Origin of the sequence: Dechloromonas sp. ARDL1, assembly GCF_051122455.1 — a bacterium.
Classification (GTDB): domain Bacteria; phylum Pseudomonadota; class Gammaproteobacteria; order Burkholderiales; family Rhodocyclaceae; genus Azonexus.
On sequence record NZ_CP168939.1, the window covers coordinates 305306 to 322637 of the forward strand.

The window sequence follows — 17332 nt, forward strand, 5'->3', positions numbered from 1 at the left end:
GGGAGTGCTGGCTGTGCTGGCACTCCTTTTTTCATCGGCAATCGCGCAAACGGCTGACGTGAAAATCGAAGGCTATCGTTTCGAGCCGGCCGAGGTTCGTATCGGCGTCGGCGATAGCGTCCGGTGGACGAATCGCGAGAAACGAACCAGTCATTCCATCCTTTTTCCGGCCGAAAACAGCCTCGAATCCGAGCGCCTGTTCCCGGAAGAGAGCTGGACGCGCCGTTTCGACAAGCCTGGTCGCTACGACTATCATTGCGGGCCGCATCCGGAAATGAAAGGGAGTGTCGTTGTCTCCGAATAAACTGGGGCTCGTCTTGCTCGCCCTATCGTGCGCCTCCTGGGGAGCCGAGCCCGATGCGGCACGCCAGAAGGAGCTGGTGCATCTGGTGCGCCAGGATTGCGGCTCCTGTCACGGAATGACCTTCAAAGGCGGACTCGGTCCTCCCTTGCTGCCGGAGACGTTGCGTGACAAGCCTGCCGAGGGATTGACGGCAACGATCTACTACGGTCGTCCGGGAACACCCATGCCGCCATGGAAGCAGTTCATGTCGGAAGCCGAAGCCGCCTGGATCGTCAATAAACTGATGACTACCTTCCCTGAATAAGTCCCTGTGAGATAACCATGCGCCTGTTGCTGAGTCTGTTCCTCCTTTTCCTGCTTTCTGCCTGCGCTGGGCCACAACTGCGTGGTACCGGCGATCTGGGGCTGATCATCGAGCGTTCGAGCGGCCATGTCACCTTGGTCAACACCTCCACGCGCCAGCCCTATGCCCGTATCGCCGGCTTGGGCGATCTATCCCATGCCTCCGCCGTCTATTCGCGCGACGGTCGTTATGCCTTCATTTTCGGGCGCGATGGCGGGCTGACCAAGATTGATCTGCTCGAAGCGAAAATCGTCAAGCGCGTCATCCAGTCGGGCAATGCCATCGGCGGTTCGATCTCGCAGGATGGCCGTATCGTCGTGGCCCAGAACTACGCACCCGGTGGAATCAAGGCCTTCGATGCGGAAACGCTTGAGTTGCTCTCCGAGGTGCCGGCCGAATACGCGCCGGGACAGTTTTCCAAGGTCGTCGGATTGGCCGACACGGCGGGCAACAAATTTGCCTACGCCTTGTTCGAGGGGGGCGAAATCCGGGTCACCGATTTCAGCGATCCGAGGCAACCGGTCACACGGCGCTTCCCGGCCGGTAACCAACCCTACGATGGCCTGGTGACCCCCGATGGTCGCTATTTCCTGGCCGGCCTGTTCGGCGAGGATGGTGTCGCCATGCTCGACCTCTGGCAGCCGGAAAAGGGCGCCCGCAAGATTCTCGAAAAATACGGTCGCGGCGAGGAAAAGCTGCCCGTATTCAAGATGCCGCACCTGCGCGGCTGGTCCGTGGCGCAGGGCAAGGCCTACCTGCCGGCGATCGGGCGGCACGAAGTGCTGGTCGTCGATGTGGGTACCTGGAAGGAAGTGGGGCGTATTCCGGTACGCGGCCAGCCGGTCTTCGTGATGGCGCGCCCCGATGGGCGGCAGATCTGGGTTAACTTCGCCTTCCCGGACAACGGCAAGATCGATGTCATCGATACGCTGGCGGGCAAGGTCGTGCACAACATGGAGCCGGGCAAGGGCATCCTGCACATGGAGTTTGCCCCGCGCGGAGAGAATGTCTGGCTATCGGCACGCGACGACAACAAGGTCGTGATCTACAACACCGAGAGTTTCGCCAAGCTGGGTGAAATTCCGGCGGATAGCCCCTCCGGCATCTTCTTCACTTCGCGCGCCGTGCGCATTGGCTTCTGATGGACGATACGCTCGACTTTCATCTGCTGAACGACTTCCAGCGCGACTTCCCGCTCTGTCCGGCCCCCTTCGCCGAACTGGCGTCGCGCTTGGGCGTTGCCGAAAAGGTGGTGCTCGGGCGTCTCGACAACCTGCGCCGGGAAGGGAAAATCTCCCGGGTCGGCGCGGTTTTCGCGCCCAAGCGGATCGGTGCCTCGACGCTGGCTGCGATGGCCGTGCCGCCTGAAAAACTGGCGGCGGTGGCGGCAGCGGTCAACCGTTTTCCGGAGGTCAACCACAACTACGAGCGCGAGCATCGCTACAACCTCTGGTTTGTCGTGACGGCAGCCAGCGAGGGGCGCCTGCAGGCGACGCTGGGCGCCATCGAGCAGGCTGCCGGCTATCGCCTGATGCCCTTGCCCTTGCTGGAAGAGTTCCACATCGACCTGGGTTTCTCGCTCGATGGCGACAGGCGCAAGCGCGAAGTGGCGGTCTTGCCGGTAACCCCCGTGCAGCCGATCGGTGAGATCGAGCGCCGTCTGATTTCCGTTCTGCAGGAGGGGCTGCCGATGTTCATTCGGCCCTTCCAGTTAATCGCCAGTCGCATCGGTTGTTCCGAAAGCGACGTGCTGGGCCGTATCAAGAGTTGGCTGGAGGAGGGGGCGATCAAACGTTTCGGCGTCGTCGTCCGTCATCACGAACTCGGTTTCCGGGCCAACGCCATGCTTGTGCACGACATTCCCGATGACCGGGTTAATGCCCTGGGGCGTGCCCTGGCCGACGAGCCGGCGGTGACGCTGTGCTATCGCCGGCCGCGCTGCCTGCCGGATTGGCCATACAACCTGTTCTGCATGATCCACGGCAAGGCGCGCGATGAAGTCGAGGCCATCATTGCCGGCTTGCGTCAGCGACATGGTCTCGATGATTGCGCGCACGAGATTCTCTTCTCGCTCACCCGCTTCAAGCAGAACGGGGCGCGTTATGCCTGAACTCGATGCCATTGACCGGGCCATCATCGATACCCTGCAGGGCGACTTTCCGCTGAGCGAGCGCCCCTACGCCGAGGTCGCCCAGCGCCTGGGCGTAGTCGAGGCCGACCTGCTGGCGCGCCTGAAGCGGATGCTTGACGACAAGGTGCTGACACGCTTCGGTCCGATGTTCCAGATCGAGCGGATGGGCGGCGCCTTCGTTCTGGCGGCGCTGGCCGTCCCCGAAGAGCGCTATGAGACGGTCGCCGCCCAGGTCAATGCCTTGCCGCAGGTGGCGCACAACTATCGGCGCGAACACCTGCTCAACATGTGGTTCGTGCTGGCGACCGAGAAGCCGGAGGGGATTGCCGAAGCCATTGCGCAGATCGAGGCCGATACCGGTCTTCCAGTTCATGCCTTTCCCAAGGAAAAGGAATACTTCGTGCAGATGCAGCTGGAGACCCGGGTATGATCGGCGACGACATCGATCGAGCGCTGATTGTTGCCACGCAAGGCGGCCTGCCGCTGGTTAGCGAGCCATATCGTGCGCTGGGAGAAGGCTTGGGTATTTCGGCCAGCGAGGTCAGCGAACGGCTTGGAAGAATGCTCGCGCAGGGGCTGATCCGGCGGATCGGTGCGGTGCCCAATCACTACGCCATCGGCTGGACTGCCAACGGCATGACGGTCTGGGATGTCGACGATGCGGAAATCGATCGTCTGGGCGGCCTGGTCGGGTCGTTGCCCTTCGTGACGCATTGCTATCGCCGGCCGCGTTCTTTGCCGGCCTGGCCCTACAATCTTTTTGCCATGGTGCATGGCAGTTCGCGGGACGAATGCGCGGCCAAGGCCCAGGATATTCAGGCCTTGCTCGGTGCCGCCTGCCGAAGCAGCGATATCCTGTATTCGACGCGCATCCTGAAAAAAACCGGTTTGCGTATTGGTGCCTGAGTCGGGCTAATCCGGCGGGATGGAAAGCAGTTTGGGTGCTATTTCGGGGGTGATGTCCGAATTTGTTTGCCATCCACCCGGATAGTGCGTATTGTGCACTGCAGCGAATTTCAAGTAGTGTAGTTGTCTCGTTGGTTTAGTTACCGTATTTTCTGCGGCGCCATTCCCCCATTCTTACCTCGCCGTCTTGATCTCGCCCCACCCAAGGGGCTATGCCCCGTAATTTACTCGGAGATTCAAGATATGGCACAAGGTACTGTCAAGTGGTTCAACGATTCCAAAGGTTTTGGCTTCATCACCCCGGATGGCGGCGGTGAAGACCTGTTCGCGCATTTCTCGGCCATTCAGTCGCAAGGTTTCAAGACCCTGGCCGAAGGGCAGCGCGTAAGCTTTGACGTGACCACCGGCCCGAAGGGCAAGCAGGCCAGCAATATCCAGGCTGCCTGATCGTTGGCGCGGGCCCGTTCGGCGTCCGCATTCCTCCGTGGCCCGGCTTTCGTCGGGTCGCCTCATTCACTGAATGGAGGCCGCCATGGCCAAAGAAGAACTGCTTGAGATGCAAGGCGTCGTCTCCGACGTCATGCCTGATTCCCGCTTTCTCGTCACGCTGGATAACGGCCATACCTTGGTTGCGTATACGGCTGGCAAGATGCGCAAGCACCACATCCGGATTCTGGCCGGCGACAAGGTTACCCTCGAACTGTCACCGTACGACATGAGCAAGGGACGCATCACCTTCCGCCACATCGAGGGGCGCACACCGCCGCCGCCTCGCGCCAGGTAGGTTTGATGAAAAACAAAAAGCCCGGCATTTGCCGGGCTTTTTGTTTTCCTTGGGGGCGGATCAAGCCGTTTCGACGATGCGCTGGGTGATATGCGCCAGCGCTTCTTCGACCTGATCGATCAGGACCAGGCAGAGGTCGCCCGGCTGCAGGCGTTCCAGGGCCAAGTCGATGGCATTGAATTCACCGGTAATTTCGTCAATGCGCTTGGTGCGCTTGGCACCTTTCAGGCCATCGCGCAACAGGGCGACAACCTCGCCGTCCTCGCGGCCGCGCTGGCAGGCATCCTGATAAAGAATGGCATCATCGAAGGCATTGCCGAGAATCTCGGTTTGCTGACGGATGTCTTCGTCGCGGCGGTCGCCAGCGCCGCTAATGACCACCGAGCGGCGCACTGCCGGCATGCCTTCGACCGCCTGGACCAGCGCCTGCATGGCATCCGGGTTATGGCCGTAGTCGGCAATCAGCGTGGCACCCCTGTAGTCGAAGACGTTGAAGCGGCCCGGTGCAGTGGCGGCATCGCTAACGAAGCCGGCCAGCGCCTTCTCGATCACCGCCCAGTCCAGCCCCAGCGCCCAGCCGGTGGCGGTCGCTGCCATCGCATTCTCGACCTGGAATCCGATGCTGCCGTTGCGGGTCAGCGGAATGGCGGAGAACGGAATGCGATAGCTCTTGCGGCCTTCCTGGCAGACGATGCCCTCGTCGTTGGCATAGACGACGCGTTTGTTCTGCGCCTTGTGGGTTGCCAGTACCGGATTGGCCTTGTCGCGGGCAAAGAAGATGATGTTGCCCGGGCAATGGGCGGCCATCCGGGCTACCTGCGGGTCGGCTGCATTGAGGACAGCCATGCCGTGCGGTGCCACGTTTTCGACGATGACGCGCTTGACCACGGCCAACTCATCCACCGTGGTGATGTAGTTGAGGCCAAGGTGGTCGCCGATGCCGATGTTGGTGACCACGGCGACATCGCACATGTCGAAGCCGAGGCCTTCGCGTAGCACGCCGCCACGCGCCGTTTCGAACACCGCGGCGTCGACGTCCGGATGCATCAGCACGTTGCGGGCACTGCGCGGGCCGGAGCAGTCGCCGTTGTCGATCTGCCGGCCTTCGATGTAGACGCCGTCGGTGCTGGTCATGCCGACGCGCTGGCCGTTGGCTTCGAAGATGCGGCCGATCAGGCGGCTGGTCGTTGTCTTGCCGTTGGTGCCGGCGATGGCGACGATGGGAATGCGGGCGTTATCGGGTTTTCCATCGGGGCCGTTGGGGAACATCATGTCGACGATGGCCTTGCCGACATCGCGTCCCTTGCCGAAGGAGGGGTCGAGGTGCATGCGCAGGCCGGGGGCGGCGTTGACTTCGACGATGCCGCCGCCCTGGTCTTCCAGCGGCTTGAGGATGGTGTCGCAGACGACATCGATGCCGGCGATGTCGAGGCCGACGGTCTGCGCTGCCGCGACGGCGGCGGCGGCGAGGTCGGGATGCACGTCGTCGGTGACATCGGTTGCCGTGCCGCCGGTGGAGAGGTTGGCGTTGTTGCGCAGGATGACGCGGGCACCGCGTTGCGGAATGGTCTCGGCGGTATAACCCTGCTCGGCCAGGCGGGCGATGGCGATTTCGTCGAAGCGGATCTTGGTCAACGAGGTGGCGTGGCCGTCCGAGCGGCGCGGATCGCTATTCACGATATCGACGAGTTCGCGAACGGTGTGTTTGCCATCGCCGATGACCAGTGGCGGGTCGCGCCGGGCGGCGGCGATCAGCTTGTCGCCGATGACCAGCAGGCGCCAGTCGTGGCCCGGCAGGTATTTTTCGACCATGATGTCGTCGCGGAACTCGATGGCGACGCGGTAAGCCTTGCGTACCTGTTCCTCGCTGGTCAGGTTGACCGAGATGCCCTTGCCCTGGTTGCCATCCTGCGGCTTGACGACCACCGGTAGGCCGACTTCCTGGGCGGCTGCCCAGGCATCGTCTTCGTCTTCGACCGGGCGGCCGAAAGGCACGGCGACACCGGAAGCATGCAACAGGTTCTTGGTCAGTTCCTTGTCCTGCGCGATCGATTCTGCGATGGCGCTGGTGAAGCTGGTTTCGGCGGCCTGGATGCGCTTCTGCTTGCTGCCCCAGCCAAACTGGACGAGGCTGCCCTGCGTCAGCCGACGGAAGGGGATGCCGCGAGCGACAGCGGCCGAGACGATGGCGCCGGTAGAAGGGCCAAGGCGGATATCCTCGTCGAGGTCGCGCAGTTCCTTCAACACGCTATCGAGATCGAAGGGTGTATCGTTGAGCGCGGCCAGACAGAGCTTTTCAGCGTATTTAAACGCCAGGCGGCCGACATCCTCTTCCGAATACTCGACGACGACCTGATAGACGCCTTGGTCCACGGTCTGCGTCGTCCGGCTGAAGGTGACCGGGCAACCGGCCTGGGCCTGCAGGCCCAGTGCGCAGAATTCCAGGGCATGGGCCATCGACACGGTGTCGAGATGGTCGGAGGGGATCAGGTCGCCGAGTTCCGGAAAGCGCTCGCGCAGGCGAACTTCAAAGCCGGGCAGGTCGGCGATGGCGACTTCGGCGCCTTCGCAGTTGGCGATGGCCTGGATGGCGGTGTGGCGGCTCCACAGGTTGGGGCCGCGCAGGGCACGAATGCGGGAAACGTCCATGACGCGATGTTCCTTGTTATTTCTTCAGGGCCGCCGGCAGCGGCTTCTTGGCCTGGATGGGCAGCAGGGCTTCCGGTTCCGGCAGGTCGAGTCCGTAGGTCTTGACGCCGGTGGCGATGACTTCCTGGGTCAGGCCGAGCGCCCAGCCTGCTGCCACGGCAGCCAGTACATTGGCGATGTCCTCGGCCTTCTTGGCCTTGCCGATGGTCGGTACGTCACCAAGGCGGCAGATGCGAATCTCGTCGCCACCCGTGCGCAGGATGATGCGCCCGTCGGCGACGGTGACGCCACGCTTGCCGGCGGCGAAATGCTCGGCGAGCTTCAGGCAGGACGGGTCGGCGGTAAAGAAGATGACTTCTCCGTCGCAGAGTTCGGCAAAGTCGGCGACCAACGGATCGGCAGCGTTGAGGACGGCGTAGCCGGAAGGAAGAACGACATCGACCTGAGTGCGGTAGATGGAGCGTGGCGTCGTGTAATACTCGCCACCAGTCGGTTGTACGTTCCAGCGCGACAGGTCTTCGTCGTCGGAAGCGATGTTGGTGACGACGCCCACCGAACAGCGGTCGTAGGCCAGGCCCTGGCCGAGAATCACCTCAGGGCCATTCTCGATCACGGCAGCGTCGATGGCGCGGTTCAGCAGCAGGCGGCGGCCGGCCGACCAGTTGGCGGCATCGGTCTTCTGCACCTGGCGGCGATTCTGGAACAGGCCATCACTGCAGGCCAGCCCGGTGTGGGCGCCGGACAGGTAGAGCAGGTGGGCGACCAGCTTGGCGACTGCGGTCTTGCCGTGCGTGCCGGAGACGCCGACCAGCGGAATGCGGCCGGTCTGGCTGGTGGAGAAGAGGTTGTCGACAATCGCCTGGCCGACCGGGCGCGGTTTGCCGACGCCGGGCTTGATGTGCATGAGCAGGCTGGGGCCGGCGTTCACTTCGACGATGGCGCCGCCCTGCGCGGCCAGCGGCTTGGCGATATCCTGGCAGACGAGGTCGATGCCGGCGATGTCGAGGCCGACGACGCGGGCGGCCAGCGAAGCAATTGCGGCGGTATCGGGGTGGACTTCGTCGGTACAGTCGAATGCGTGGTTGGCGTTGCGCTGGATCAGCACCTCGCGGCCGGCGGCCGGAACGCTGCTTGCTGTCAGCTTCTGGCGATCCAGCTCCATCTGCGCGGCGGTGTCGATTCGGATGATCGACAGGGGGTGCAACTCGGTCGAGCCGCGGCGCGGATCGGTATTGATCTGCGTGTCGATCAGTTCCTGGACGGTCTGCTTGCCGTCGCCGGCAACCGTGATCAGGTCGCTGCGGTTGGCGGCAATCAGCTTGCCGCCGATCACCAGCAGGCGGTGCTCGATGCCCTGGATGGAACGCTCGACGAGCACGCCGGAACCTTCCTCGACGGCGATGGCGTAAGCCTTGCGGACATCGTCGGCGGTGGTCAGGTCGATGAACACGCCGCGTCCGTGGTTGCCGTCGGTCGGCTTGACGACGACCGGGTAGCCGATGTCCTCGGCGGCATCGACGGCATCGTCGGCATCGTCCACTTCGCGGCCTTCGGGGACCGGCACGCCGACCGAGGAAATGAGTTCCTTGGTCAGGTCCTTGTCGCGTGAAATGGTTTCGGCGATGGCGCTGGTGCTGTCTGTTTCGGCAGTCCAGATGCGGCGCATCGCGGCGCCGTAGCCGAGCTGGACGAGGTTGCCGTCGTCGAGTAGGCGGATGTGCGGAATCTTGCGTGCTTCGGCGGCATTGACGATGGCGGCGGTCGATGGGCCGAGGTACTTGCGGTCGACCTTGCGGCGTAGTGGTCGGATCGCTTCGGCGACATCGAACGGGTCGTCGTGGATGGCGGCGAGCAGCAGTTCGCGGCCGATGTCCAGCGCCAGTCGGGTGCATTCCTCGTGGAAGTTGCTGACCACCAGCTTATAGACGCCGCGCGTCGTTGTTTCGCGGGTGCGGCCGAAACCATCGGGCAGGCCGGCAACGGTCATCAATTCAAGCACGACGTGTTCGAGGATGTGGCCGGTCCACGTGCCTTCCTTGAGGCGCTGCAGGAACCCGCCACGGACATCGTAATTGCAGCGGTGCTCGATCAGCCCGGGCAACCAGGCCTCGAGGCGCTCGTAGAGGCCGGGAATCTTGTCCGAGGGGTAGTCCTCGAGTTCGCCGATGTCGACCCAGGTCTCGATGCACGGCGGGTAGGTCCAGATGCTCGGCCCCTTGAGCGAGATCGAGTCCTTGAAAACGATGTCTTGTCTTTTTTTCATGTGTTCTGCTTTGGCCGGTGGGCCCGGCAATGATCACGAGGTTATTTCGACATTATTAACGCTTTCACGCCGTTTGCGGCTGACACCCGTGCAAAATTGTCACACTTCTGCACAGGCTGTTACACGGCGGGCAGTGGTCTATTGCGCTAATGGCGAAGCAGGCCGCTACAGGAAGCGGTCGAGCAGCTTGCGGCTGTGCTTGTCGAGCGTCGTCAGGTCGCGGACCAGAAACTGGATGCCGTTGGCGTCGGCGATCAGCAGGCGCGTCTGCGACAGGCGGCGGATGTCTTCTTCTCCCTTGAGGACAAGTTCGGCCTGGCCGCGGTTGGTCTGCACCTGCCACGTGCTCGGGCAGGCGAAACCCGAGACGCCGATGATGCGCTCAATCTCCGGCACGAACTCGCGGCTGCGCAGGTCGGCTTCGACGATCTCGCGCATGCCCGGCGGCAGGTCGGCGATATGGTCGACCCAGCCGACCTCGTGGCCTTCGAAATTGATCAGCGACAGGCCTTCGTCAGGGGCCGCGATCGGGAAAGCACGTACCGGGGTGACGCCTTCATGGCGGACGCCTTGGGCATCGGTGAGGACCAGGCGGCCGAAGTTGTCGCAATACAGTTGGAAATTGACGTTGGCCATGGTTTATTCCGCGTGGGCTTTGGGAAGTTCGGGCGCTCGCGGCAGCGTGTCCTCGGTATCGACGTTGCGGGCCTGCGCCATGTACAGCTTGTGGTAGTGACCTTCGGCTTCCATCAACTGATCGTGGTTGCCGATCTCGACAATCTTGCCGCGATCCATGACGACCAGGCGGTCGGCCTTGCGCAGTGTGGACAGGCGGTGGGCGATGGCGATGGTGGTACGGCCCTTGACCAGGTTGTCGAGCGCCTTCTGGATTTCCTTCTCGGTCTCGGTGTCGACCGCCGAAGTGGCCTCGTCGAGGATCAGGATGCGCGGGTCGATCAACAGGGCGCGGGCGATCGAGATGCGCTGGCGTTCGCCGCCGGACAGGCCCTGGCCGCGCTCGCCGACCAGCGAGTCGTAGCCGTGCGGCAGGCGCAGGATGAATTCGTGGGCGTGCGCGGCGCGGGCGGCGGCGACGATTTCCTGGCGCGTCGCGTTCGGCTTGCCGTAGGCGATGTTGTCGGCGATGGTGCCGAAGAACAGGAAGGGCTCCTGCAGCACCAGGCCGATGTGCTGGCGGAATTCGGCGACCGGTACCGAGCGTACGTCGGTACCGTCGATCAGCACCTGGCCTTCGGAGACGTCGTAGAAGCGGCAGATCAGGTTGACCAGCGTCGATTTGCCCGAGCCGGAGTGGCCGACCAGGCCGATCATCTCGCCCGGCTGGATGACGAGGTCGACGTCCTTGGTGACGGCCCGCGTGCCGTAGCGGAAGCCGGCCTTCTTGAGCTCGATCTGGCCTTTGACGCCGGACAGATGTACCGGCTTGGTCGGTTCGGGCACGCTGGAAACGTGGTCGAGGATGTCGAAGATGCGCTTGGTGCTCGATGCGGCGCGCTGGGTGGCCGAGACGATGCGGCTCATCGAGTCGAGGCGGGTGTAGAAGCGGCCGATGTAGGCGAGGAAGGCGGTGAGCACGCCGACCGTCGAATCACCCTTGGCGATCTGCCAGATGCCGAATACCCAGACGACGAGCAGGCCGACTTCGGTGAGCAGGGTGACGGTTGGCGTGAACAGCGACCAGGTCTTGTTCAGCTTGTCGTTCATCTGCAGGTTGTGCTCGTTGGCGGCGCGGAAGCGGTCGCCCTCGCGCTTTTCCTGGGCGAAGGCCTTGACGACGCGGATGCCGGGAATGGTATCGGCCAGCACGTTGGTCACCTCGGCCCACACGCGGTCGATCTTCTCGAAGCCGGTGCGCAGCTTCTCGCGCACGAAATGGATCAGCCAGCCGATGATGGGCAGCGGCAGCAGCGTGACCAGCGCCAGCCACGGGTTGATGCTGAACAGGATGACGGCGGTCATCGTGATCATCAGCACATCGGTGGCGAAGTTGAGCAGGTCGAGCGACAGGAAGATGTTGATGCGGTCGGTTTCGTTGCCGATGCGTGCCATCAGGTCGCCGGTGCGCTTGCCGCCGAAGTATTCCAGCGACAGGCCAAGCAGGTGCTCGTAGGTCTGCGTTCGCAGGTCGCGGCCGATACGTTCGGAAACCAGCGACAGGATGTAGGTGCGTATCCAGCCCAGGACCCAGGCCAGGATGGCGGCGCCGAGCAGCCCGCCGAGGTACGTCGAGACCAGTTCCCAGTCGATCGGCTTGCCGTTCTGGAAGGGGATCAGCACGTTGTCCATCAGCGGCATGGTCAGGTAGGGCGGCACCAGCGTCGCGGCGGTCGAGGCCAGGGTCAGGGCAAAACCCATGAACAGCTGCCAGCGATACGGCCGGGCGAAACGCCACAGGCGGAACAGCGTCCAGGTCGACGAAGAGACGGTCGATTCGCGGTTGCAGACCGGGCATTCGTCCTCGCCCGGCGGCAGCGGGGTCTTGCACTTCGGGCATGCCTCTTCGTTCGGACGGACGACCGGCTTGCCGGAAGCGATGCTGTCGCGGTGCAGGTCGAATTCGGCGATGACGCGCAAGGCGGCCAGGTTGCGGGCCAGCGTATAGCGCCAGGTGGCGAGGCGTCCGTTGTCGTCGATCAGTTCCAGCGAGCCGACGCCGGCGTGGTCGTGGTGGTCGAGCTTCAGGCCGCCTCGCAGCGGCCATTCCTGCCAGTTACCGCCGCCGGCATGGCAGGCCAGAAGGCGCCGATCGGTAATGACGATCAGCCCGTCGGAAAATTTCAAATCTTGGTCCAGATCTGTTTCCAGGCAGGCCTGAATTTTTTCGCCTGAATCCAGCCGGGATTCCACGTCGGTCGTCCAGCGACCCGGGATGGCCGGTTCATTGCCGGCAATGCTTTGCACGTTCGAAGTCATCAAAAAAGTATACCGCTTATGGTTCCAGCCCTGTTAACGCGCTCACGCAGGTTACGATGACCGGCGGCCTGATTCCGGGTGCTGTCGATTTGCGCGACGCGCCGCGCTGGCATACCGTTGATACACGTCAAGGTTGCCGGCGCGGCCTTGCGATGCAATAGCAGCCATTCTCGACAAAGGGTTTTCATGTTTCGCATCTCCCAATACATGCAGGAAGTCGCGTCGCCGACGCCGCTCGGCCCCAAGCGCAATCCGCCCGGTCCGGTGGTGATCTGGAACCTGATTCGGCGTTGCAACCTGACCTGCAAGCACTGCTATTCCATTTCGGCCGATACCAACTTCCCGGGTGAACTGTCCTACGAGCAGGTGTGCACGGTGATGGACGACCTCAAGGGTTTCCGGGTGCCGGTGCTCATCCTGTCCGGGGGCGAGCCGCTGCTGCGGCCGGATATCTACGATATTGCCAAGCGTGCCAAGGCCCAGGGCTTTTATGTCGGGTTGTCGTCGAACGGTACGCTGATCGACGAGAACAACATCGACAAGATCGCCGAGTGCGACTTCAACTATGTTGGCGTCTCGCTCGACGGGCTGGGTGCCACCCACGACAAATTCCGCCGTCTTGATGGGGCGTTCGAGGCTTCGTTGAAAGGCATCCGCCTGTGCCGCGACCTCGGCCTGAAGATCGGCGTCCGCTTCACGATGACGCAGGACAACGCCCACGACCTGCCCGGCCTGCTCAAGCTGGTCGAGGACGAGGGCATCGACCGTTTCTATTTCTCGCACCTGAACTACGCCGGGCGCGGCAACAAGAACCGCAAGGACGATGCGCAGCACAAGCTGACGCGCTGGGCGATGGACCTCCTGTTCGATACCTGCTGGGACTACCAGCAGCGCGGTCTGGACAAGGAATTCACCACCGGCAACAACGATGCCGACGGCGTCTATTTCCTGCACTGGGTGCGCAGTCGCTTCCCCGACAAGGCGGCGCACGTCGAGGCCAAGCTGCGCCAGTGGGGCGGCAATTCGTCGGGGATCAACGTCGCCAATATCGACAACCTCGGCAATGTCCATCCCGACACCATGTGGTGGCACCACACCCTGGGCAATGTCAAGGAGCGGCCGTTCTCGCAGATCTGGCCGGATACCTCGGATGCCCTGATGGCGGGCCTCAAGCGCTATCCGCGGGCGGTCGAGGGGCGTTGCGCCACCTGCGCCTACCTGCCGATCTGCAACGGCAATACCCGCGTCCGCGCCCAGCAACTGACCGGCAACCCGTGGGCCGAGGACCCCGGATGCTACTTGAGCGACGAGGAGATCTCGGCATGAATCTGAAAACCGTGGGCAAAGTGCTCATTCCGGCCGGCTTTGCGGCCTGCACGCTGTTGGCGATGGCCGACCTGGCGCAGGCGGCCGACGCGCCGGCTTCCTACAAGCAGCATTGCGCTTCCTGCCACGGCGAAGCCCGGCTGGGCGGCCTGGGGCCGGCGCTGATCCCGGAAAACCTGGCGCGCCTGCGCAAGGGGGAGGCTGAAAAGGTGATCAGGGACGGGCGCCCGGCGACGCAGATGCTCGGTTTTGGCGACCGCCTGTCCGCCGATGAGATCAAGGCGCTGGTCGATTACGCCTATACGCCGATCACGCCGATGCCGGCCTGGGGCGAGAAGGAGATCACTGCCTCGCGCATCGTGCTTGAAGCCAAGCCGTTGCCTGATAAGCCGGTGTTCAAGGCCGACCCGCTCAACCTGTTCGTCGTGGTCGAGAGCGGCGATCATCACGTTTCTATCCTCGACGGCGACAAGCTGGAACCCATCCACCGCTTCCAGTCCCGCTTCGCGCTGCACGGTGGCCCGAAATTCACGCCGGACGGGCGTTACGTCTTCTTCGCCTCGCGCGATGGCTGGATCACCAAGTACGACCTGTGGAACCTCAAGGTTGTCGCCGAGGTGCGTGCCGGTATCAATACCCGCAACGCGGCGGTTTCCGGCGACGGCAAATGGGTGGCGGTGGCCAACTACCTGCCGCACAGCCTGGTCATCCTCGACGCCGACCTCAATCTCAAGAAAATCCTGCCGGTCACCGACAAGGATGGCAAGACAAGCTCGCGTGTTTCCGCCGTTTATGACGCCTTGCCGCGCCAGAGCTTCGTTGCAGCGCTCAAGGATGTGAAGGAGGTTTGGGAGGTGTCGTACAACCCCAAGGCCGATGAGATTCCGGCCGGCATGATCCACGACTTCAAGTATCGCGAGGGCAGCTTCGTTCCCGGCTTCCTTAATCCGCAGCGCAGCCAGCTCGATGACTATCTGGACGACTTCTACTTCACCCAGGGTTACGACGAAGTGATGGGTGCTTCGCGCAATGATGCGAAGAGTGCTGTCAGCGGCCAGGTGGTCAATCTCGACGCCCGCAAGAAAGTCGCCGATCTGGAACTGCCCGGCATGCCGCACCTCGGCTCCGGCATCAGCTGGAAGTGGAAGGACCCGAGCGGCCAGGAGCGCACGGTGATGGCCACGCCAAACCTCAACGAGGGTGTCATCAGCATCATTGACATGCAGACCTGGAAGACGATCAAGCAGATCAAGACGCGCGGCCCCGGCTTCTTCATGCGCAGCCACGAAAACAGCCGCTATGCGTGGACCGACTCGATGATGAGCCGCGAGTTCAAGGACACCATGCAGATCATCGACAAGGACAAGCTGGAAGTCGTCGCCGAGCTGAAGCCGGAGCCGGGCAAGACCTTCGCCCACGTCGAATTCACCCGCGACGGCAAGTATGTGCTGGCCAGCCTGTGGGAAATGGAAGGCGCGCTGATCATCTACGATGCCGTGACACTCAAGGAAGTGAAACGCCTGCCGATGAAGAAGCCGGTCGGCAAATACAATATCTGGAACAAGATCACCAAGTCGGAAGGAACCAGCCACTGAAGTCGTTCGCTCGTCTCTTCCTTGGACGAGGGGTCGGCTTAGCGGCCGGTAGTCAAGTCGGCCAAGCCATTGCCGTCCTTGATCAACGTCAGGCCGCGCCTGGTTTCGACAAAGCCTGCCGAGACGAACTCGCGGACAAGGCGGGCGACAACTTCACGGGTCGTGCCCAGGTGGAAGGCGATCTGCTGCTGGGTCATGTGCAGTTCGCCGGCAGCCGAGGCGTGCACCAGGATGAGGTTGGCAAGGCGCTGGTTCAGTTTGTAGGAGTGGACTTCCTCCAGCTCCGCCATCAGGCGGAAAACAAGTGTGGACAGGGTTTTCACCGTCAGGTCGCGAATGACAGGCTCGGTGGAGAACAGGCGGCGGAACGTATTTCCCGGGATCAGCGCGATGCTTGTTTCATCGACCGCTTGCACCCAGGCCGGGTAAAGCAGGTCGTTGAACAGGCTGTTCAATGCGAAAACACAGGTTTCACCGGGGTCGATGAAATAGAGCGTGGCCTCTGTGCCGTTGGGCGATATCGAAAATACCCTCAGTCGCCCTGTGAGTACGAAATAGGCGCCAGAAGTGCGCTGCCCTTTGTGCAGTAGGTGTGCCGCCGAAGGATGATGCCGGCTGATCGCCGCATCGCGCAGCAATTTCCTGCCGGCATTGCTCAGGCTGGAAAAGGGGGGGAAATGTTCAAGGTGTTCCATAGGCACCTCCAATCGTCATGCATTTTATTGGCATGCTGCGACAAGCGGTGAGCATATCCTTGGGGCGCGAGTCCGATGGTTGCATCGGCGCTCATGGCGTGGTCGGCGCCATTTTTTTGCGTAAGCCATCGCTGCTCAATGATTCGAGAAAGGCGACAATATCGTGGATATCCCGGTCGCTTAAGGGGGAGCGGTCCACCTTGTCCAGCGCACTATCCTTGTTCAACCAGGTCATCAACTGGGTGGAGCGTCCGAGTTGCGCGCTGGCCATGATGCGGACGACCTCATCCAGCTTGTCGACAGATCCGTTGTGCAGCCAAGGGCCTGTTAGCGCGACGTTGCGCAGGGAAGGAACGCGCCAAACGCCGCGTTCGCCGGATTCGGTCAGCAACTTGTATTTTTCGTCATAAGGCGTGGGGTTGGCGGGGAAGAAACGAAGCGGCGTTTCGCCATCGAGCAAACTCGCGTCGCTGAAATTCGGGCCGCGATGGCAGAGCACGCAGCCGACTGCCTCGAAGAGGGCCATGCCCCGCAATTGGGCCTGGTTCAAGGCCGTGCTTTCGCCGCGCACATAGCGGTCATAGGGCGTGTCGGCTGTAATCAAGGTGCGCTCATAGGCGGCAATGGCTTGAACGATTCGTTCGAAGGTGATGGCCTGCCCTTCGCCGAAAGCCAGGGCAAACCGGGCGCGGTAGGTCGGATCCGCATTCAGGCGGCGTTCCGCTTCAGCCGGTGTGCTCATGCCCATTTCGATGGGGTTGAGAATGGGACCCTTGGCCTGCGCTTCCAGCGAAGGTACGCGACCATCCCAGAACAGGACTGACTGAAAGGCTGCATTCCAGATGGTGGGCACATTCCGCGCACCAACTTGGTTGGCGATGCCGATGGCTGTCCGACGGGCGTCACTGCCGGCTTTTTCGTAGAGGTCGTGGCAAGAGGCACAGGACAAGGAAGCATCGCCCGAGAGCTGTTTTTCATTAAATAGGTGCTTGCCCAGCGCGATTTTGGCGAGCGTGCCGGGATTGTCAGCCGGTTCCGGGGCCGTGGTCGGCAAGGTCGCCCAAACATACTGGCGAGGGCGATTCGGCGCTGGGTTGAGAAAGTCCCCTTTGTCGCTGTCCGCTCGAGCCTGATGTAAGAAGTCGGTATGGGTTAGTCGGTCAATGGTGTTTTCCGGGGATTGGACGAGAAGTTGTGCGACGCCCAGCTTGAGGACGAAGGCCAGTATTCCCATGCCCAGCGCTACGGTCAGTAGCCATTTTCCTTCCGGGGTCAAGCCGACAAAGGGGCCAAGCTCCCGGTGCACCATCATTCCGAGAGCCAGCATGCCGAACAGGATTGCAGGGATGCCGATGGTCATGAGATCCGACAGGCCGCTTTTCATGGTTTGCTCCGATCAATC

16 protein-coding genes are annotated in these 17332 nt (G+C 62.5%); 10 read left to right on the forward strand and 6 right to left on the reverse strand.

Translation table 11 applies throughout. The annotated features are described in order from the left end of the window. Positions 1-13 precede the first annotated feature (13 nt). From AB6Q56_RS01515 to infA, 8 genes are all read left to right on the forward strand, one after another. Positions 14-304: a plastocyanin/azurin family copper-binding protein gene (locus AB6Q56_RS01515; protein ID WP_434515441.1), complete on the forward strand. Its 291-nt coding sequence runs from the start codon at positions 14-16 to the stop codon at positions 302-304. Next, a complete protein-coding gene (locus AB6Q56_RS01520; protein WP_434515442.1) occupies positions 291-608 on the forward strand; it encodes a c-type cytochrome in 318 nt (105 codons plus the stop codon). Before AB6Q56_RS01515 ends, AB6Q56_RS01520 begins: the two co-directional genes overlap by 14 nt. A 17-nt stretch (positions 609-625) precedes the next feature. Continuing rightward, the gene (locus AB6Q56_RS01525) at positions 626-1789 is read left to right on the forward strand and encodes a cytochrome D1 domain-containing protein (RefSeq protein WP_434515443.1); all 1164 of its coding nucleotides are present in this window, start codon (positions 626-628) and stop codon (positions 1787-1789) included. Beyond that, the gene (gene ahbB / locus AB6Q56_RS01530) at positions 1789-2757 is read left to right on the forward strand and encodes a siroheme decarboxylase subunit beta (protein ID WP_434515444.1); all 969 of its coding nucleotides are present in this window, start codon (positions 1789-1791) and stop codon (positions 2755-2757) included. Before AB6Q56_RS01525 ends, ahbB (AB6Q56_RS01530) begins: the two co-directional genes overlap by 1 nt. Continuing rightward, positions 2750-3208, forward strand: a complete 459-nt coding sequence (locus AB6Q56_RS01535; protein WP_434515445.1) for an Lrp/AsnC family transcriptional regulator — start codon at positions 2750-2752, stop codon at positions 3206-3208. The genes ahbB (AB6Q56_RS01530) and AB6Q56_RS01535 overlap by 8 nt, the downstream gene beginning before the upstream one ends. Next, positions 3205-3684 carry a siroheme decarboxylase subunit beta gene (gene ahbB, locus AB6Q56_RS01540; protein ID WP_434515446.1) on the forward strand — a complete coding sequence of 160 codons (480 nt, stop codon included), beginning with the start codon at positions 3205-3207 and terminating at the stop codon, positions 3682-3684. The genes AB6Q56_RS01535 and ahbB (AB6Q56_RS01540) overlap by 4 nt, the downstream gene beginning before the upstream one ends. Before the next feature lie 243 nt (positions 3685-3927). After that, a complete protein-coding gene (locus AB6Q56_RS01545; RefSeq protein ID WP_434515447.1) occupies positions 3928-4131 on the forward strand; it encodes a cold-shock protein in 204 nt (67 codons plus the stop codon). A gap of 85 nt (positions 4132-4216) precedes the next feature. Beyond that, on the forward strand, positions 4217-4468 hold the full coding sequence (gene infA, locus AB6Q56_RS01550; RefSeq protein WP_434515448.1) for a translation initiation factor IF-1: 252 nt from the start codon (positions 4217-4219) through the stop codon (positions 4466-4468). Between the two features lie 60 nt (positions 4469-4528). On the opposite strand, the gene cphA (AB6Q56_RS01555) is transcribed toward infA, so the two are convergent. The 4 genes from cphA (AB6Q56_RS01555) to AB6Q56_RS01570 all read right to left on the reverse strand — a co-directional run bounded on the left by cphA (AB6Q56_RS01555) (position 4529) and on the right by AB6Q56_RS01570 (position 12314). Continuing rightward, positions 4529-7117: a cyanophycin synthetase gene (gene cphA, locus AB6Q56_RS01555; RefSeq protein WP_434515449.1), complete on the reverse strand. Its 2589-nt coding sequence runs from the start codon at positions 7115-7117 to the stop codon at positions 4529-4531. A 16-nt stretch (positions 7118-7133) separates the two neighbouring features. After that, positions 7134-9380, reverse strand: a complete 2247-nt coding sequence (cphA, locus tag AB6Q56_RS01560) for a cyanophycin synthetase (protein WP_434515450.1) — start codon at positions 9378-9380, stop codon at positions 7134-7136. 165 nt (positions 9381-9545) lie between these two features. Next, positions 9546-10016 (reverse strand): DUF1854 domain-containing protein, encoded by a 471-nt coding sequence (locus AB6Q56_RS01565; protein ID WP_434515451.1) that lies wholly within the window; start codon positions 10014-10016, stop codon positions 9546-9548. Positions 10017-10019: 3 nt separating this feature from the next. Next, positions 10020-12314: an ABC transporter transmembrane domain-containing protein gene (locus tag AB6Q56_RS01570; RefSeq protein WP_434515452.1), complete on the reverse strand. Its 2295-nt coding sequence runs from the start codon at positions 12312-12314 to the stop codon at positions 10020-10022. Between the two features lie 186 nt (positions 12315-12500). On the opposite strand from AB6Q56_RS01570, the gene nirJ reads away from it, so the two are divergent. Continuing rightward, the gene (nirJ, locus tag AB6Q56_RS01575) at positions 12501-13640 is read left to right on the forward strand and encodes a heme d1 biosynthesis radical SAM protein NirJ (RefSeq protein WP_434515453.1); all 1140 of its coding nucleotides are present in this window, start codon (positions 12501-12503) and stop codon (positions 13638-13640) included. Continuing rightward, a complete protein-coding gene (locus tag AB6Q56_RS01580) occupies positions 13637-15235 on the forward strand; it encodes a cytochrome D1 domain-containing protein (protein WP_434515454.1) in 1599 nt (532 codons plus the stop codon). Before nirJ ends, AB6Q56_RS01580 begins: the two co-directional genes overlap by 4 nt. 38 nt (positions 15236-15273) lie before the next feature. On the opposite strand, the gene AB6Q56_RS01585 is transcribed toward AB6Q56_RS01580, so the two are convergent. Next, a complete protein-coding gene (locus tag AB6Q56_RS01585; protein ID WP_434515455.1) occupies positions 15274-15930 on the reverse strand; it encodes a Crp/Fnr family transcriptional regulator in 657 nt (218 codons plus the stop codon). A gap of 91 nt (positions 15931-16021) precedes the next feature. Further along, entirely contained in the window at positions 16022-17314 is a 1293-nt protein-coding gene (locus tag AB6Q56_RS01590) for a cytochrome-c peroxidase (protein ID WP_434515456.1), read from the reverse strand. Positions 17315-17332 lie beyond the last annotated feature (18 nt).

What these genes read in the sequence shown, in the direction of transcription:
- AB6Q56_RS01570 (WP_434515452.1), bottom strand. Translation starts at nt 12,314, where the DNA reads ATGACTTCGAACGTGCAAAGCATTGCCGGCAATGAACCGGCCATCCCG.
- AB6Q56_RS01580 (WP_434515454.1), top strand. Translation starts at nt 13,637, where the DNA reads ATGAATCTGAAAACCGTGGGCAAAGTGCTCATTCCGGCCGGCTTTGCG.
- AB6Q56_RS01565 (WP_434515451.1), bottom strand. Translation starts at nt 10,016, where the DNA reads ATGGCCAACGTCAATTTCCAACTGTATTGCGACAACTTCGGCCGCCTG.
- AB6Q56_RS01590 (WP_434515456.1), bottom strand. Translation starts at nt 17,314, where the DNA reads ATGAAAAGCGGCCTGTCGGATCTCATGACCATCGGCATCCCTGCAATC.
- cphA (WP_434515450.1), bottom strand. Translation starts at nt 9,380, where the DNA reads ATGAAAAAAAGACAAGACATCGTTTTCAAGGACTCGATCTCGCTCAAG.
- ahbB (WP_434515444.1), top strand. Translation starts at nt 1,789, where the DNA reads ATGGACGATACGCTCGACTTTCATCTGCTGAACGACTTCCAGCGCGAC.
- AB6Q56_RS01525 (WP_434515443.1), top strand. Translation starts at nt 626, where the DNA reads ATGCGCCTGTTGCTGAGTCTGTTCCTCCTTTTCCTGCTTTCTGCCTGC.
- infA (WP_434515448.1), top strand. Translation starts at nt 4,217, where the DNA reads ATGGCCAAAGAAGAACTGCTTGAGATGCAAGGCGTCGTCTCCGACGTC.
- AB6Q56_RS01545 (WP_434515447.1), top strand. Translation starts at nt 3,928, where the DNA reads ATGGCACAAGGTACTGTCAAGTGGTTCAACGATTCCAAAGGTTTTGGC.
- AB6Q56_RS01585 (WP_434515455.1), bottom strand. Translation starts at nt 15,930, where the DNA reads ATGGAACACCTTGAACATTTCCCCCCCTTTTCCAGCCTGAGCAATGCC.
- ahbB (WP_434515446.1), top strand. Translation starts at nt 3,205, where the DNA reads ATGATCGGCGACGACATCGATCGAGCGCTGATTGTTGCCACGCAAGGC.
- cphA (WP_434515449.1), bottom strand. Translation starts at nt 7,117, where the DNA reads ATGGACGTTTCCCGCATTCGTGCCCTGCGCGGCCCCAACCTGTGGAGC.
- AB6Q56_RS01535 (WP_434515445.1), top strand. Translation starts at nt 2,750, where the DNA reads ATGCCTGAACTCGATGCCATTGACCGGGCCATCATCGATACCCTGCAG.
- nirJ (WP_434515453.1), top strand. Translation starts at nt 12,501, where the DNA reads ATGTTTCGCATCTCCCAATACATGCAGGAAGTCGCGTCGCCGACGCCG.